The 17,624-nt window shown below is 36.4% G+C and carries 18 protein-coding genes; 12 read left to right on the forward strand and 6 right to left on the reverse strand.

The features are described from left to right. Positions 1–95 precede the first annotated feature (95 nt). Together KO521_RS06770 and KO521_RS06775 are read right to left on the reverse strand one after the other, a co-directional pair. On the reverse strand, positions 96–578 hold the full coding sequence (locus tag KO521_RS06770) for a hypothetical protein (protein WP_215939141.1): 483 nt from the start codon (positions 576–578) through the stop codon (positions 96–98). A 175-nt stretch (positions 579–753) separates the two neighbouring features. Then, a complete protein-coding gene (locus tag KO521_RS06775) occupies positions 754–1,191 on the reverse strand; it encodes a hypothetical protein (RefSeq protein ID WP_215939142.1) in 438 nt (145 codons plus the stop codon). A 72-nt stretch (positions 1,192–1,263) separates the two neighbouring features. Between KO521_RS06775 and truA the strand changes: the two genes are divergently transcribed. From truA to KO521_RS06790, 3 genes are all read left to right on the forward strand, one after another. After that, a complete protein-coding gene (gene truA / locus KO521_RS06780; RefSeq protein ID WP_215939143.1) occupies positions 1,264–2,061 on the forward strand; it encodes a tRNA pseudouridine(38-40) synthase TruA in 798 nt (265 codons plus the stop codon). Between the two features lie 40 nt (positions 2,062–2,101). Continuing rightward, positions 2,102–3,193, forward strand: coding sequence for a magnesium/cobalt transporter CorA (gene corA, locus KO521_RS06785; RefSeq protein WP_215939144.1), 1,092 nt, complete (start codon positions 2,102–2,104; stop codon positions 3,191–3,193). Positions 3,194–3,265: 72 nt separating this feature from the next. Beyond that, a complete protein-coding gene (locus KO521_RS06790; protein ID WP_215939145.1) occupies positions 3,266–4,063 on the forward strand; it encodes an alpha/beta hydrolase in 798 nt (265 codons plus the stop codon). A 23-nt stretch (positions 4,064–4,086) separates the two neighbouring features. Here the strand turns inward: KO521_RS06790 and cysM are convergent, their stop codons facing one another. Together cysM and epsC are read right to left on the reverse strand one after the other, a co-directional pair. Next, positions 4,087–4,971 carry a cysteine synthase CysM gene (cysM, locus tag KO521_RS06795; RefSeq protein ID WP_215939146.1) on the reverse strand — a complete coding sequence of 295 codons (885 nt, stop codon included), beginning with the start codon at positions 4,969–4,971 and terminating at the stop codon, positions 4,087–4,089. After that, the gene (gene epsC, locus KO521_RS06800; RefSeq protein WP_215939147.1) at positions 4,961–5,755 is read right to left on the reverse strand and encodes a serine O-acetyltransferase EpsC; all 795 of its coding nucleotides are present in this window, start codon (positions 5,753–5,755) and stop codon (positions 4,961–4,963) included. Before epsC ends, cysM begins: the two co-directional genes overlap by 11 nt. Positions 5,756–5,848: 93 nt before the next feature. Here epsC and KO521_RS06805 point away from each other — a divergent pair, with 93 nt between their 5' ends. After that, on the forward strand, positions 5,849–6,526 hold the full coding sequence (locus KO521_RS06805) for a DUF2461 domain-containing protein (protein ID WP_215939148.1): 678 nt from the start codon (positions 5,849–5,851) through the stop codon (positions 6,524–6,526). Here the strand turns inward: KO521_RS06805 and KO521_RS06810 are convergent. After that, a complete protein-coding gene (locus tag KO521_RS06810) occupies positions 6,518–6,928 on the reverse strand; it encodes a glyoxalase (protein WP_215939149.1) in 411 nt (136 codons plus the stop codon). The genes KO521_RS06805 and KO521_RS06810 overlap by 9 nt on opposite strands. A 157-nt stretch (positions 6,929–7,085) precedes the next feature. Between KO521_RS06810 and KO521_RS06815 the strand changes: the two genes are divergently transcribed. The 4 genes from KO521_RS06815 (at position 7,086) to KO521_RS06830 (ending at position 10,676) form a co-directional block, all read left to right on the forward strand. Beyond that, positions 7,086–8,438: an NAD-dependent succinate-semialdehyde dehydrogenase gene (locus tag KO521_RS06815; protein WP_215939150.1), complete on the forward strand. Its 1,353-nt coding sequence runs from the start codon at positions 7,086–7,088 to the stop codon at positions 8,436–8,438. Positions 8,439–8,618: 180 nt separating this feature from the next. After that, the gene (locus KO521_RS06820) at positions 8,619–9,218 is read left to right on the forward strand and encodes a hypothetical protein (RefSeq protein ID WP_215939151.1); all 600 of its coding nucleotides are present in this window, start codon (positions 8,619–8,621) and stop codon (positions 9,216–9,218) included. A gap of 108 nt (positions 9,219–9,326) precedes the next feature. After that, on the forward strand, positions 9,327–10,223 hold the full coding sequence (locus KO521_RS06825; protein ID WP_215939152.1) for a DUF72 domain-containing protein: 897 nt from the start codon (positions 9,327–9,329) through the stop codon (positions 10,221–10,223). A 57-nt stretch (positions 10,224–10,280) separates the two neighbouring features. After that, the gene (locus KO521_RS06830; protein ID WP_215939153.1) at positions 10,281–10,676 is read left to right on the forward strand and encodes an acyl-CoA thioesterase; all 396 of its coding nucleotides are present in this window, start codon (positions 10,281–10,283) and stop codon (positions 10,674–10,676) included. On the opposite strand, the gene KO521_RS06835 is transcribed toward KO521_RS06830, so the two are convergent. Next, a complete protein-coding gene (locus KO521_RS06835; protein WP_215939154.1) occupies positions 10,673–11,974 on the reverse strand; it encodes a dipeptidase in 1,302 nt (433 codons plus the stop codon). The genes KO521_RS06830 and KO521_RS06835 overlap by 4 nt on opposite strands. 194 nt (positions 11,975–12,168) lie before the next feature. Between KO521_RS06835 and KO521_RS06840 the strand changes: the two genes are divergently transcribed. The 4 genes from KO521_RS06840 to KO521_RS06855 are packed head-to-tail and all read left to right on the forward strand — an operon-like array spanning position 12,169 to position 17,619. Next, positions 12,169–12,903, forward strand: coding sequence for an Hpt domain-containing protein (locus KO521_RS06840; RefSeq protein ID WP_215939155.1), 735 nt, complete (start codon positions 12,169–12,171; stop codon positions 12,901–12,903). A gap of 10 nt (positions 12,904–12,913) precedes the next feature. Beyond that, complete coding sequence (locus tag KO521_RS06845; protein ID WP_215939156.1) at positions 12,914–13,285, forward strand: response regulator; 372 nt, start codon at positions 12,914–12,916, stop codon at positions 13,283–13,285. A 1-nt stretch (position 13,286) separates the two neighbouring features. Continuing rightward, complete coding sequence (locus KO521_RS06850; RefSeq protein WP_215939157.1) at positions 13,287–16,196, forward strand: HEAT repeat domain-containing protein; 2,910 nt, start codon at positions 13,287–13,289, stop codon at positions 16,194–16,196. Continuing rightward, positions 16,189–17,619 (forward strand): glycosyltransferase family 2 protein, encoded by a 1,431-nt coding sequence (locus KO521_RS06855; RefSeq protein WP_215939158.1) that lies wholly within the window; start codon positions 16,189–16,191, stop codon positions 17,617–17,619. Before KO521_RS06850 ends, KO521_RS06855 begins: the two co-directional genes overlap by 8 nt. The last annotated feature ends 5 nt before the right edge of the window (positions 17,620–17,624 follow it).

The raw sequence follows: 17,624 nt of genomic DNA on the forward strand, positions 1-17,624 counted from the left end.
AGATTGACGTTGAATTTTTTAAATAGGATAGTACTTATTTAAAAAGAAAACCCCGTTGTAAAACGGGGTTTTATTATATAAATGCTATTGAACTTTCACTCCCAAGAATCAATTTGTTGGTTCATGTCATCAAAGATATATGGTCCTACCATATCTCTTCGATATTTAATAGCCAAAAGAGTCAGGCCCAATAAGAGCACATGTAATATGAATATTAATATTCCTACAGGGAAAAAACTAGATGGAATGATATGATTTTCGAACTCGGAAAAGCTTGTAAGAATATATAATGACTCCACAGTTTTAAATACATAAACACCAAAAACGGCATATAGAATATATTCTAGATTTCGCATTTGTGGATCGGTTAATTCATCTTCTTTAATTTTAAACCACAACACATATAAAAATGTAATATGACATAAAGTTAACAAAGGAAAAATATAATTGTTGGCTTTTAATAGATAAAAAGTGTTTGTATAGAGGCCGTAAAAACTAAAAATAATGAGTGCGGCAATGATTGCTATAGAAACATTTATGGTTCTTTTCCAGGGGAATATTTTTAATATAAACTTCATAAAAATTTGTTTTCCAGTGGTTCGGGGTTAAATAAGGAGACTAAAAAACGTCATTTTTCCTACTTTATTTAAAATAATCGTTAAAACGCAGTAAGCTTTGTTCATCTCAATTGCCTAATAGTTATTGGAGCACTTGCCACGTGTTAAGTAATCTATTTCGCCCTTATGGACAATATTATGAAATCCAACCTTTAGAATAGCATGATTTTGAAAATAAAAGTAGGGCAATACTAATTACAATTACCATAATAGGTAAAAACATAGCAGAAGTACCATATACTTCAAAAGTATTACTCATTAAAAACTGATACAGATTTTGAGCTATAACTCCGATAAGGGACACCAAAAATAACGTACGTGCCCATTTCTTTCTAAATAACAAGGCAATGCAAGCTAAGGTTCCTCCCCAAACGGCAATTGCATATGCGGAGGTAACCCAAACAGGCCTTGATTCATAAAGTAATCTTTGGTCTTGGGGTAAAGTACCCAAATCTTCTATGGTCATAAACGCATCGGCGAGATAAGCAAAAACACCCATTAAATTCCAGAGTAGGGCGAGTGTACTTACTATCCAGAACCATTTAGGCGGTCTGATGGATGAATTGATTTTCATTTGATAGGTTTTAATAGTTGGTTTATACAAAATACAAAAAAAATGGTAGCTTGGCAGTAAATAAACAATTGCATGCAAATACCCCGTTATTGTTATTTGGTTCGTCTTCAATATTTAGGCTTTCGGTATAGTGGATGGCAAAAACAACCTGGTCAAAAAACGGTTGAGTCAATGCTATCCAAAACCTTGAAGTTTATATTGGGTGGTACCAAGTTTAAAATTTTAGGAGCCGGTCGTACAGATGCCAAAGTTTCTGCCTCCAATATGGTTTTTGAATTGTTTATTGAAGAAGAACCTTTGGTTAATATGGACTCGTTTCTAAAAATCTTCAATAAGAACCTTCCACCAGATATAAGGGTGTTGGCTATTACGGAAACGAATAGTGCTTTTAATATTATTCAAGATGCAAAGGTTAAGGAATACGTTTACTTATTTTCGCATGGCCAAAAAAACCACCCTTTTTGCGCTCCTTTCCTGGCTAATATTTTAGAGGAACTTGACATAGACATAATGACCAAAGCAGCTAGTTTTTTTCAAGGAACTCATAATTTTCAAACTTACACGGCAAGACTCCAAGAAAACACTAAAACAGTACGTACCATAATCTCTTGTGAATTAAAGGAAAACGAACTTTTAAAAGCTAATTTCTTTCCAAAAAAAAGTTACGCCTTGCATGTTAGTGGTAAAGGTTTTATGAGATATCAGATACGCATGATGATGGGAGCCTTAATTCAACTAGGGAAAGGGGAATTGTCCATTGCGGACATCCAAGATTCCTTACAACCGCAAAGTACCATGAAGCTTACATATGTGGCACCAGGGTCAGGACTTCTTTTGCACGACCTGCAATTTATTGATCAGGAAATCTAATTCTACGCTTCTTATTATATTTATAAAAACTATTCTGTTCATGGCAAGACGAAAAAGGTTAGGGAAAATACTTCCAAAGAAAGCATCCAAATTTCAGAAGAAAATGGGCAAGGCTCCTGGAACTATTACCTACATGGGTAGAAGGGAGGGAGGCACTAGTGTTGTAAATATTCTTGAGTATAACGAACAAATCTATAATGAACATATTCCAGGAGATATAGATGCCATAGTAGCCCACAAAGAATTACCTGAAATTTCATGGATTGATATAGTAGGTATTAGCGATGAAGTTTTTATAGATAAAATAGGAAAACGATTTGGTCTTAACCCTCTTGTTTTAGAAGATATTGTGGATACCCACCAAAGACCAAAAATTGATGAGTATGAGGATTATATTTTCAGTGTTTTTAAAATGCTGTATATAAATGAAGAACAAGAAATCGTATACGAACATGTAGCAATGGTATTAATGGAAGGGTGTGTGCTGGTTTTTCAAGAAATGGACGATGATGTTTTTAAAGGGGTAAGACAACGAATTAAAAGTAAATCGGGCCGTATACGAACTAGGGGGTCCGATTACTTGTTATTCGCGTTGATTGATGCTATTGTGGATAATTACTTTGTAGTTCTAGAACATTTAAATCATAAAATAGAGTCCTTGGAAGAAGTTGTATATGACAATCCTACGCCGGAGATTGCCCAAGAAATTCAACAAATCAAAAAGGAGGTTTTACGAATTAGACGTTGGATTTTTCCTGTAAAAGAATTAATCAGTCGTTTGATTGATACAGAGAATTCTTTAATTACTAAGGATACCAAAGTTTTTCTTAGAGATGCCCTTGATCATTCTTTGGAAATTAATGAAAGTATCCAAATTTATAGGGAAATGTCTATGAGTCTCATGGAAATGTATATGAGCAATATGAGTAATAAGATGAATGAGGTCATGAAGGTCTTGACCATAATGGCTTCTATTTTTATTCCGCTTACATTTATTGCGGGTATCTATGGAATGAACTTTGAAAACATGCCAGAACTTCATTTTAAATACGGTTATTATTATGTTTGGGGGCTTATGATAGCGCTCTTTATAGGTATGATGATATATTTTAAGAGGAAAAATTGGTTGTGATAGTGCCTCTCTCTTTCATATTGTTATTTGTATTTTTTCAAAATAATTAGCACTAACAAAACTTAGTACTTCATGCGAAGATTAAAAAAATGGGGATTAATACTTACAATTTTATATGTTTTAATTACGGTCATAGCTTATAAATATCAAGAGCGATTAGTATTCTTTCCATCAACAATGCCACTTAATCATACTTACGATTTTTGTCAGGATTTTAAAGAGTTTAATTTAACTGCCAAGGACGGCGCCAAATTAAATGCAGTGCATATAAAACAAGACAGTTCAAAAGGCGTCGTTGTTTATTTTCATGGAAATTCGGGTAATATTTCTCATCTTATACACGTAGCCAATCTTTTTTCTCAAAAGGGATATGAATCTATTCTGGTAGATTATAGAACTTTCGGTAAAAGCACCGGTATTATGAGCGAACAAGCGCTATACGATGATGCACAGCTGTTTTATGACTATGCCAAGGAAATGTATGGCGAAGACGAGATCTTAGTTTACGGACGTTCATTTGGCTCCGGAATCGCAACTTGGTTAGCATCCAATAATAAACCGGAGAAATTGGTTTTGGAATCTCCGTTTTATAGCGCTGTAACCCTTGGTAAACATCGCTTTCCATTTTTACCTATAGATTGGTTGTCCAAGTTTAGATTTCCCTCTCATGAATATATTCAACATGTGGACTGTCCTGTTTATATTTTCCACGGAAAGGAAGACAGAGTAATTCCTTATGAATCTGCGAAAAAACTGTATGGGGCTATACCTGGAAACAATAAAGAACTTTTTAGTATCTCTGATGCAGGACATAATTATCTTCAGGATTTTCAGGTCTTTAAAGAGGGGATGAGTAAGGTGTTAGATTAAAGAACGAATATTCTGAAGGCCTGTTAATCGAATAGGTCAGATGAAAGGTAACGGTCTCCCCGGTCACAAACAATGGAAACTATTATCCCGCTTTGTAGTGTTTCGGCAAGTCGTAATGCTGCCGCTGCTGCACCGCCACTACTCATTCCAGAAAAAATGCCTTCCTCCTTGGCCAACCTCTTCGCCATTTCCCTAGCTTCCTCTTGGCTAACCTCAATCGTTTGGTCTACTTTTTTAGCATCAAAAATTTTCGGAAGATATTCTTTAGGCCACTTTCTAATGCCAGGAATGCTAGATTCATCGGTAGGTTGAACACCAACAATCTGAATATCGGAATTTTGTTCTTTTAGATAGGTGGAAGTGCCCATAATAGTTCCCGTGGTTCCCATAGCAGAAACAAAGTGGGTTACCTTATTACCTGTATCTCTCCAGATTTCTGGTCCTGTAGATTTGTAATGTGCTTTCCAGTTATCATTGTTAGAAAATTGGTTCATCATTACATATCCTTCATTTTTCACCTTTGCTTCGGCATAATCCCTTGCTCCTTCAATACCAACATCGGCAGGGGTAAGGGTAACTTTTGCTCCGTAAGCACGCATGGTCTTTACACGTTCTATTGTACTATTTTCTGACATTACCAATTCTATATCTAAACCATAAATACCAGCAATCATAGCCAATGCAATACCCGTGTTCCCGCTTGTAGCTTCGATAAGTTTTGAATTTTTATCAAAATCCCCTCGCTCAAGTCCATTTTTAATCATGTTAAAAGCGGCACGATCCTTAACGCTTCCGCCGGGATTGTGGCCTTCCATTTTAAAATATAGGGTAACATTAGGATTTTTGTTCAATACCTTGGATTCAACCAAAGGGGTATTACCGATTAGGTCTAGGATACTATGAGACATTAGGTAGGGTTTTAATTTTAATATCAGGCGTATGAAAAACAGTAGAATTTGCAGGAACAGAAGCTGTTAACCATGCATTACCACCAATAATAGAGTTTTCTCCAATAACCGTCTTCCCACCTAAGATCGTTGCGTTTGCGTAAATCGTAACGTTATTTTCAATTGTAGGGTGTCGTTTGGTGCTTTGCAGATGTTTCGCAACATACAACCCGCCTAAAGTTACGCCTTGATAAATTTTCACATGTTCTTTAATAATGGCTGTTTCGCCAATAACCACTCCTGTTCCATGGTCAATATGAAAAGAGTCACCTATTTGCGCTCCCGGATTAATATCCACACCAGTCTGGCGGTGTGCATATTCAGTCATTAATCTTGGGACCAAAGGAAAACCCTCATTATAGAGTTCATGCGCCAAGCGATAAATGGCAATGGCGTAAAATCCAGGATATGCCATATATACTTCCTCAACGGATAAAGATGCCGGATCACAATTTACAGTTGCTTCGGCATCAAGATTAAGACGTTCTAATATTTTAGGAAGTTTTTCAACGTAATTTTCCCAAACTTTTTTACAGGGCTTTTGAGTATCCCAACAGGCCAAATCAACCACATCGTCAAAAAGCATTTCTAATTTGTCTAGATTTTTTTCTACAGGCGTGTCAATATCAAAGAGGGTATAAAAGAGTAGATTGGTAAACTCTTCAACTTTTTCTTTAAGTCTGTATCTTAAATTAGGCTGTTTCTTGTGCCTATTAATTTTATCAATGATAGAAGTATGGTCCATATGCGATTGCTGAAAGGGCTAAATTACTCATAAATCTAAAAGCCGATTTCCTAAAAAGGTTAACTTTATCTAAAATAACAACATTTAGGTCGTATGTTAGATCCCATAATTACGAAAGGAACACTCAATTTTCTGATTCAGCTTAAAAAAAATGATAACAGGGAATGGTTTACCGAAAACAAACCGGAGTTTAAAACCCATGAACAGAGCGTAAAAGCTTTTTTTGAGGCTGTAGCGGGCAAATTAGGAGCGCATGATGAAATAGAGAAAACCAAAATGTTTCGTATTTACAGGGATGTTCGCTTTTCAAAAGACAAAACACCTTATAAGGCACATCTTGCCGGTTCTTTTTCTAGGGCGGGTGCCCAACGTCGCGGGGGCTATTATTTACATATAAAACCTGGAGATTCATTTTTGGCAACTGGTTTTTGGAATCCCAATAAGCACGATTTATTGCGTATTCGCAAAGAATTGGAACAGGATGCTTCTGAAATGAGAGAAATTATATCCAAAAGTTCTTTCAAAAAGGTATGGGGAGAACTCCAGGGAGATGAGCTTAAAACTGCTCCCAAAGGCTTTGACAAGGAGCATAAGGATATTGATTTAATAAAAAAGAAGCAGTTCATTTTTACCCGAAAACTTTTAGATAAAGAGGTGCTTTCTCCCAATTTTGCGGAAGAGGTCGATAAGGCCTACAGTGCAATTAGACCTTTTTTTGATTATATGAGCGATGTGCTTACGACCAATTTGAATGGGGAATCTTTATTGTAGAAGCACTTTCTCTTCGAAAAGTTGAATCTGGTCTTTAAGACGGTCTATTACCATGTTCATCATCCGCTTGTTTAAAGCAGAAGAGTTTTTGATATAGGTTTCATACTCTTCCACTGTGAATTGGCCAATAACGATTCCTTTCAAGGAATTACGAAACTTAATATCCTTTTGAATGGCGTTTTCTATGAATTCAAATCTTTTTTCCAGTGAAAGCTCGTAGAAACTGTTTTTGTGTTTTGCAATGTAATTCTTGAAAACAGCCACAAACATAAAATTTTGGAGCTTAAGAATAGGGCGAAGCGTCAGGTTTTGAAACCTTTCGTTATCACTCATGCCGTCAGTTATCTTGGCGGAAGTAATTTCTGGACGAATACTTAGTAAATTGCGAGATCGATCGCTCATAATAGGGGTTTTTATAAAGGTAGATATAAAGAGGGCTGTGCCTTTTTGTGTCAAAATTAGTTTTTAACGAGGTTATGAACATTAAGACAATGTATTTACTTTGTTTTGGAAATGGAACACCTACCATAATCTTGTTGATATAATAAAAAAACGAAAGATGAAAGAATCAATAAATCCTTATAACGGAGAAAAGTTGTTTGAATTTAAAGAGTTGAATGATAGTCAGTTGGTTGAAAAAATTAAAGTAGCACATGAATGTCATCTTAATTGGAAAGAGACCTCTTATGCTGAGCGTTCTAAAATGATGGTCAAAGCAGCAGAAGAGCTCAAAAGCAACAAAAGGAAATACGCTGAGATTATTACCAAAGAAATGGGTAAGCCAATTTCACAAGCCATAGCAGAGGTTGAAAAATGTGCATGGGCATGTGAGTATTATGCTGAAAATGCAGAAGAGCAATTAAAAGATGAAGTCATAGAAACCGATGCGGAAACTAGCTATGTAAAATATCAACCTTTGGGAGTTGTTTTGGCGGTCATGCCATGGAACTATCCATTTTGGCAGGTATTTAGGTTTGCTGCTCCAAATTTAATGGCAGGTAATGTAGGTATTTTAAAACATGCTTCAAATGTCATGAAATCTGCGGAAATGATTCAAGAGGTATTTGAAAATGTTGGTTTTCCAATGGGTTGTTTCCAAAATTTAGTACTAAGTAGCGATAAGATTAAATCGGTATTGGAAAATGACTTGGTGAAGGCGGTAACGCTAACTGGAAGTAAACCGGCGGGTGCATCCGTTGCATCTATAGCCGGAGATAACATTAAAAAATCCGTCCTAGAACTAGGTGGGAGCAACGCTTTGATAGTATTTGATGATGCCAATTTAAAAGAGACCATAGAAACCTGCGCTAAAGCACGTTTTCAAAACGTTGGCCAGAGTTGTATTGCCGGCAAAAGGCTTCTGGTCCATAAAAGCATTGCAAAGGAGTTTACAGAGCTATATATAGAACGAGTTAAAGAATTTATAGTTGGCGATCCTATGGATGAGGAAACTTACATTGGCGTAATGGCAAGGGAAGATTTAGCGGAAGACCTAGAAAAACAGGTTTCCGGTTCTGTTGAAATGGGAGCAAAGGTGGTATTAGGCGGAAATAGGAAAGGCACTTATTTTGAGCCGACAATACTAACGGATGTTACTTTAGATATGCCAATTTTTAAAGAAGAAACCTTTGGCCCAGCTATTGGAATTACCACATTTGACACGGATCAGGAGGCGGTAGAACTTTCCAATAGTTCGGTTTTTGGATTGGGTGTGAGCATCTTTACTTCAAATAATGAGCGGGTAAAAGACCTCGTTCCTAAACTTAATGAAGGTGCGGTTTTTGTTAATGAATTAGTTAAAAGTGACCCAAGATTGCCATTTGGAGGAGTGGGTATATCGGGTTACGGAAGAGAGCTTTCATCACATGGCATAAAGGAATTTTTGAACAGGAAAACGGTATATGTCAAGTAATGAAGTAATACTTTAATAAAATCTTATAATGCACTAAAAAACAAGTTTTTAATTTTTAAATTAATTATAAATATTTCCGATTTTAAAGTTGAGTAGTAGTTTTAGACGATAAAGTTTGCTCATTTTTGAAACGTTCGTATCTTGTATTGAATATGAATCTTTGTAATAAACAGTTATCAGATGCGTAAACATTTAGTATTGGCATTATTGGTTGTAACAGCTACTACCTATGCTCAGAAAATGAAAGTAAGTCAAGGTGATATCAAAAACCTGAAAGACATTTCGGCCTATTCCTTAAAATTCGACTACAGCAATCTTGAAATTCCTAAGTATGATTCTGAGGAAGATTTTTTAGCTGATAAAATGGCGAAACGGGAGGAAAAAGAAGCCGGTAAAGGTGAGGAATTTAAAAAGTCATGGTTTGCCGATCGTGAAGAGCGCTACGAGCCTAAATTCATTGAATCTTTTAACAAACGTTTTGATGACGGAGAGGTAAGTGTTTCAATGGATGATGCCGATTATACCATGAAAATACATTCAACCAAAATTTATGCCGGTTACAATGTTGGTATAGTTAGAAAAAATGCGGAAATATCTGCAATCATCACCGTTTATGAGACTGCGAACCCAACCAATATATTACTAGAAGGTTCGTATTCCGATGTTCAGGGATATGGTGCCATGGGAAACGACTATAATAGTGGTTATCGCATTTCAGAATGCTATGCTAAACTAGCCAAAAATATAGCTGGTTTCATTATAAAAAAAGCAATGAAGTAGTGTGTATAAAGGTTTTATGATAAAAGCGGCTGCGTGTATAGCCGCTTTTTTATTTTAGGGTGACTTCGTATTTTAAATTAAAAGAGCAATATTAGAAATTGAATTAAAATGAAATTTGGAAAAGTAGAGCATCCGGAACTAATTGACTTTACCCTGCCAGAAGACCATGCAGCTACTGCGGGAGTTTTGTCAAGTGCCGATAAAGCTCAACCTCTGCATATTTCTATTGGTTGTGCGAAGTGGAACCGTAAAGATCTTAAGAATTTCTACCCCCGTGGTACAAAAGATGAATTGGTATATTACAGTTCTCAGTTTAATAGTATTGAGTTGAACGCCACTTTTTATCGTATTTTTCCTGGGGAGCAGTATGAGAAATGGTATGATAAGACGCCAGAAGGCTTTACGTTTTTTCCAAAGATTTCTAGAGATATAAGTCATATTAGGCGCTTAAACGAAGCCTCCCTGCCCATATTAGATAGGTATTTGGAGAATACTTCTAACCTAAAAGATAAGTTGGGAACTATATTCTTACAAATGCATGACAATTTTGGACCTAAAAATTGGGACAGAGTAGTGCGCTTTGTGGAGTATTGGCCTAAAGAGTTTCCTCTAGCTATGGAATTTAGGCATACGGACTGGTTCAATAACGAAAATGTGAGCCAGGAACTGTACCATCTTCTACAAGAAAACAATATTGCAAATATTATTGTGGATACCGCTGGACGTAGGGATATGCTCCATATGCGCCTAACCAACAATGAAGCCTTTGTGCGTTATGTTGGAGCCAATCATGTGAGTGATTATAATCGTCTGGATGATTGGATAGAAAGATTAGATAGTTGGAAAAATCAAGGTCTTAGGAATATACATTTTTTTGTGCATCAAAACATGGAATTGGAGTCCCCTTTGTTATCGGCGCGATTTATTGCCAAATTGAATAAAAAATGGGACACCGACCTGCAAATCCCAAAAACCTTGCAAGATTCTACCGGTAAACTATTTTAAGCAGTGTTTCTTTCCTAATTTTACTTCAAAATTCAACACACTTAAACCATTAGTATCATGAGGTATCATTCTAGGAAATGGGTCAAACCCGGAGATTTAAATGCTAACGAAACCTTATTTGGGGGTCGCGTATTGGCTTGGATAGATGAACAGGCTGCTTTATACAGTATAATTCAATTGGAGAGCAAAAAGGTAGTTACCAAATACATGTCAGAAATCAACTTTATGAGTTCTGCTGTAAAGGGTGATATTGTTGAGATTGGTATGGAGGTTGTAAAATTCGGTAAATCCTCATTAACCTTGAACTGTGAGGTCAGAAACAAAATGACCCATGAGACTATCGTTACGGTTGACAATATTATAATGGTGAACCTTGGCGAAAACGGGAAACCCAAGCCTCATGGGAAAACAAAAATTGAATACGTTGTAGACCGATTGGCGTCAGACGATTAAGGTTTTTGAATGTCTTTGGCAATAGCCTGAACTTCGTCTAATACACGCATTAGGTTTTCGCCCCATAATTTGGCGATTTCTTCTTCGGTATATCCACGTTTTACAAGCTCTAAGGTTACATTAAAGGTTTCAGAGGCATCTGACCAGCCTTTAATACCTCCGCCACCATCAAAATCAGAACTAATACCTACATGGTCGATTCCTATTAAATCGACTATGTAGTCTATGTGGTCTACAAAATCTGATACATCTACCATTGGCGGAGCGTCTGGAGACTTATCTGCTATTGAAATTCCGATCTTTTTTACTTTAGGGTAATTCTTCATGAAAGTTTCCTTCTGCGCATCAGTTAGGGAACTAAACTGGTCTCGGGTATACCATTCAAGTCCCATAGAGTCCGCTACTTTTTCCAAGATACCTTTGGTGTAAGCATTGTATGCCTCATCTTTTTCAGTATTTAGATAAGAGCTAAAAGCAACGGTCTGTACAACTCCACCGTTTTCTTTCATAAGTTTTAATTGTTCATCATCCAAGTTCCTGCTATGATTGCACAGGGCCCGAGCGGAAGAATGAGATGCAATTATAGGTGCTTTAGATAAAGCGATCATCTGTTTTATAGCTTCTTTGGAAGGATGGGATACGTCTACCATAATACCAAGTCTATTCATCTCTATTATAGCTTTTTGACCCAGTTCACTTAAACCATTATGAAGCCATACACTATCTTTTTCCCCTGTATTGGAATCACTAAATTGGCTATGACCATTATGTGCCAAGGATATATAACGCGCCCCTTGATCATAATACTTCTTAAAGTTCGTAAGATCATCACCCATTGGGTATGCATTTTCAACACCGATCATGGCTACTTTTTTTCCTGACGCATGTATACGTTTTACATCCTTGGAAGTTAAGGCGAGTTCAATTTCTTCTGGAGCTATTTCTTCGCATAAACGATGAATGGATTCAAACTTTGAAATCGCATTTTTTTCTGCCTTAGCATAGCCTTCTTTTGTTAGCGTGTCTTGCCCCGTATAGACGATAAGCCAAGTAACATCCAAACCACCTTCTTTCATTTTGGGTAGATTTATCTGTGTTTCCAGACGTTGTGTATAGTTGAGCGTATGGGTGAAGTTGTTGACATTGATGTCGTTATGCGTATCTATCGTAACTACTTTTTCATGGATTCTCTTAGCTTTCTCCTCTACGGTTTCAGAGGGTGTTTCTTGTGTTTTCTTGTTGGTTTGGGCACAGGACATGACGGATAGGATACTTAATAAATAGATAAAATGCTTCATATTGATAGGGTTTAAACATCCAATTTAAGCACTTTGACAACATTAATGGGCTTCTAGAGAACATAAAGTTGCCCACACTTAACTAAAAAGAGAATTTTACTTTAAGAGCATATTTTAATTAAGATATTTATAAATGAAGTAATGAAAAAATAGTAAAATATCAGTCCCTTTCTTATTAACCTAAACTATCCAAATTGAAAACGAAAAACCTACTTTTCCAATTAACGGATTTAGAGTCTCACTTAAATGATTTTTCAGCTGAAAAATTAACTACAGAAGAGGCTTTTCATCTAAAAATATCTTTCCAGCACTTTAAAAAGAACCTTTTGGAATTGGTGTTCCTTTCCAAGGAGAAGCCCAATGCCCCCAGTAATACTGGTCGGGAGAAAAAATCTGCTATTAGGACCATTGAGTTTGAAAATGCATACCCCGAATTAGATATCGAGACTTATGAAGCTATTGTTGAGCATCATAAATCATATGGTAATGTTTTAAAGGATCTTAAAATTGAAAGCGCTATGGATAAAAAAGATGTTTTAATTCTAAAAGGAAAGAACAATAGCAACCAAAAATTAGATACTCAAATAGATTTAAGCCTTATTCTAGAGGAATGTATGGGCGAAATGAGCCTTTTACGTGAGCTAATAACTCTTTTCATAGGAAACGCCTTAGAGTTCATGGGAGCAGCTAAATTACATCTTCAGAGCGAAGATTTTGAACAATTAGATCTAGCGGCACATAAAGTAAAAGCCGGATTGGCCATGATGCGTACAGATGGTCTTCTTGATTTGATAATTCAGATACAAAAGGGCTGTAAGCTAGATAAAGACCCTAAGCATCTGGAATTTCTTTGTAAGTGTTTTAATGATGAATTTCCTAAAGTGAAGAAGGCATTGGACAATGCTTATGTTGAGTTGACAAATAGCTAAATCTCTTACAATGACCAAAAAGCGATTATTGTTAGCAGAAGACGATGAGCTACTGGCGTCATTACTCAACTTTCGATTAAAGAAAGGAGGATACGAGGTGAGCCATAGTGCCAACGGCAAGGAGGTAAAGGAATATTTGGAGCAACAAATGCCAGATATAATCGTAAGTGATATTATGATGCCCTATTTCTCAGGTATGGAGCTTATTGCTTATGTACGGAAAGAACTGAAATCTCAAATACCAATCATTATAATATCATCTGCGGGAAACGAAGAAAACGTTCTAAATGCATTTGAACTGGGGGCAAACGACTTTATATCAAAACCGGTAAGTCCATCGGAGCTTTTGGTGCGCGTTGCCCGCGAACTGAATAAAATTTAATTTGCTAAAGACCTATAACACATATTATGGGGTAGCTTTTATAACGGCACCTAAAATAGACACGGAACTTCTGTGGGGGTTATCTATATTCTTTACTGGGCTGGCTTTAGTTTACTTTGCTTTTATTTTCTTTTTTAGAAACAGAATAACTTCTACCGCAGCACTTACCAAACAACGCAAGAAAGAACTCTCTCCTATGATCAGTGAGTTTTTATTTCACGAGGAAGATGCTGATAAGGGAGAGAAATCTAATTACATCTCTTTAAAAATCGAAATTAGAGAACTTCTTAAAGATAACTTCAATAGAAAAATTCTTGTGGAGGTTCTTATGGATTTAAGAAAAGATGTTTCTGGAGATACCCAGATAAGACTTTTTAACCTTTACCAAGATTTAGGTTTGGAAAAAGATGCTTTCGACAAACTTAAAAGTTGGCATTGGGAAATTGTTTCTAAAGGTATTTTGGAACTCACCCAAATGCGAGTAGAAACTGCTTATGGATTCATTACCAAATTCATAAACCATAGAAAAAGCACTATTAGGAAACAAGCAGAAATAGCTACGGTTACCTTAAAACCCGAAGGGATAAATTATTTTCTAGACACCACACGCTACAGAATATCAGAATGGCAGCAGCTGAAATTATTGGATGTAATCCGCAATCAGGAAAATTTTCAGCCGCCTAGATTTAGAATGTGGTTGACTTCAAAAAACAAACATGTGGTTCTTTTTGCCTTAAGGCTAATAAAGTATTACAACCAGAATGATGCAAATACTTCACTAATAGAGTTGGTAAAGCATAAGGACAACCAAATTAGAAATGAGGCAATTGGCTGTATTAAAGAATTTTATGTGGTAGAATCCATACCAACTCTTAAAGCTGTGTTCAAAAAGTGTAATACGGACAGTAAGATTGCAGTATTGGGTGCAATAGCTGATCTCGGGAGTATAGAAGACATTGGTTTTTTAAAAACCTCAGCAAGAAATGAAAGTAATTTTTCCGTATCCAGTAAGGCCTTAGCTGCAATAAATACAATAGCTCCCGATACGGTTATGCCTTATGAAAACATAGAAAAGTCAAAAGCTTATATAGCCGATTTTGAGGAAGAAATTCCCCCTAAGAATATTGAAAATGTTGAAAAATCCTTACCTGAAATCGTTCAAGCTCCTATCAAGAAGGTAGAGGAGATGCAGGAAACAGGGAATATTGAGAATTTAGAGCTGAATCATGTTTTAGAAGAACAAAAAAACGATCAAACTATTAGGCCTCTTGAAAATTCAGAAGAGGAGGATATCCAGATTGATAGGCTATCAGATGTGATTGCCCAGGAAACAAAAGATGAGGAGCATTTAGAAGAGGAAAAAGAAGTACAGCTTCAGGTGATTAAGAACATTCCTCCAAATGCCGAGCATAAAGTACCTTCTCCAAAGAAAATTGAAGTGACAGAAATTACCGAAATGATGGTAATAGACCCTGTAATCGTAACATTTATTCACAAAGAATTAACTAGTGCTGGTGGGGAAACATTCTCAAAATCCTCTTTAAGATTCGACTTTTTGCCGATAGTAACTATAACCGAAACACACCTTAACCAAACTATAACAAAATACAAACCCATGGCCGATTCAGATAATAGCAGCCTAGACATAAGAAGTATTGATGTTGAATACGAAATCGTCAGTTCTACAACAGGAACCAAAGCACCTCCAGAGCATCTAGATTTTGATATTTCTACAGTTGACTTTCTTCCTATAGTAATTGATGGTAAAAATGAAGTGGAAGTTTATAATGAGGAAGTATCAACGGATCAAACTGATATTAAAGATTCTCCGGAATTGTTAAATGAAGTAAACGAACTGGATTTTCTGCCAATTGTAATGGACAACGAAGTATTGGATGAACAGGTGGTGCCAGATGAAAATACAGAAATAAAAGATTCTGAGGATTTAAATAGCCTAGAAGGCTACACCTTATCTGATTTTGAAGTTCAGTTTGAAAATACAGAAAATTTGGAACCTATTGAAAATGAAGAAATTTCAGAAGAGGAAAATGATATGGATGAACCTCACATCGTTAAGGGGTCTGAAGACGTCATTTCATGGTTAATGGCCGAAAATGAACTTCGTGACATTGAAACAGAAGATAGTACCAAGCCTTATGCAGATTTAATTCCGGAACCGATTTATTACAATGAACATGAAGCTTATATGATGGGCTTGCTTGATGATTTGGAAGAAATGGGTGATCATCGTGAGGTACCTTTATTACAAGAACTTTTAGCAGAAGAGAATAAAAGCTTCATTAAAGATCGTATCAATAGCCTTATTGAACGATTTTCATATACTGGTAACGGAAACAAAACCATTAGTGAGCCACTAGAGGAACCCACCATAGATTTGCCCGCTTTTAATGTGTTTGCAGATTTGTTCAAGAATATTGATGACGAATCTAAGATGGTGCTTCTAGATGAGATTGTTTATGTAGGAGACGAAAAAGAAATTGCTTTTCTAGATACGCTCTTGGACAGCTCAAATTTAAAAATTAGGGAAAGGGCACAGGAAGTCTTAAAACTTTTGGTGGAAAAAGTATCAAGAAAAACTGAATTCGAAAAAGACCTGCTCCCAAAACCCGTGGGAGAACTGCCTATAGACCTTTCACTTTTAGAACCCTTTGATGATTCTAAATCAAAAAAGAAGAATATTCCTCTTCAAAAACCGGTTACCTCAGCTCAGGACACTCTTATTTCTGATTTTGATTTTGAATTGATAGATACGGAAGTGTTGGATAAGAAGTATGATGAGAAAGTATTGGATATTGAGGTGGAGGTTACAGAAGTAGGTTTGGATGAGAGCTCATTTTTTACGAGCATTAGAGATTTACCTAGAAAATTGATAGGTAAATTAAATGGATAGTACATTCTTTAATATTGTTTTGGATTACATAAACATCGTTTTCTTGATGTTTACTGTCATTCTATTTACATTATTTACCTTAATGGGAATTTTATCTACTAGAAATTCTATCCATTACAGAAAGAAGAACAGTTTTGGGAACCTTTCAAAAGTTATGGCATCACCTTTGTCGCCAAGTATAACTATTATAGCGCCTGCTTATAACGAAGGAATGACCATTGTTGAGAATATACGTTCGCTTATGTCCCTTCGCTACGTAAACTATGAGGTTATGGTCGTTAATGACGGTAGTAAGGATGACACGCTTCAAAAGATGATAGATGCGTATGACCTTGTAAAAATAGAGCAAAAAATAGATCCTAATTGGAAGAACAAACCCATTCGTGGTATTTATAAATCCCCACATAGGGCCTTTTCCAAACTAACGGTTATTGATAAAGAAAACGGAGGAAAGTCAGATGCATTGAATACGGGCATGGCGCTTTCCACTAACCGCTATGTAGGTTGTATAGATGTAGATTGCCTTCTGCTTCCAGACGCTTTGTTGCACGTGGTTAAATCATTTTATCAACGTTCCGAAAAAAGGGTGATTGCCGTAGGCGGTGTTATACGGGTTGCCAATTCCTGTGTAATAGAAGGCGGGCAGTTAGAAGAAATACGTTTGCCTACCAATTGGTTGGCACGATTTCAGTTATTGGAGTATACTCGCTCTTTTATTTTGGGAAGAATGGCCTGGGGCAGTATAGATAGTCTTTTGATTATTTCCGGAGCTTTTGGTTTTTTTGATAGAGAAATAGCTATGGCCGTTGGTGGCTATGATACGGGAACCGTGGGAGAGGATATGGAAATCGTTTTTAAGATGCGTAGATATATGCATGACCGCAAAGAGCCATACACCATAGAATATATTCCTGATCCATTATGTTGGACAGAAGTTCCAGAAGACCTTAAAATACTAGTTAACCAAAGAGATAGATGGGCCAGGGGCAACTTGGAGACTTTGTTCAAGCACAAAGACATGTTCTTTAATTCTAAATATGGCCGGTTGGGCTTATTGAGTTATCCGTATTGGTTCTTTTATGAGTGGTTGGCTCCTCTAATGGAATTTTTTGGCTTTTTCAGTATTATCCTATTCATATATCTAGGCATATTAAATTGGGACTTCTTTGTGGCCATAACGGCAATGGTATATCTATTCTCCGTGATGTTTTCGTTTTATGCCATTTTATGGGATGTATACAGTTACAATGAATACAAGAAAACAAAAGATATACTAACCCTCATGCTTTGCGCCATTATTGAACCTGTATTGTTCCACCCAATTGTGGTGTGGTCCGCTGTTAGGGGGAATTACAAGAAATTATTTAAAATTAAATCGGGCTGGGGATCCCAGGTTCGAAAAGGTTTTGCCAAAGCCAGTTAAAAGTA

The organism is Zobellia uliginosa, from assembly GCF_018860745.1.
Lineage (GTDB): Bacteria > Bacteroidota > Bacteroidia > Flavobacteriales > Flavobacteriaceae > Zobellia > Zobellia uliginosa_B.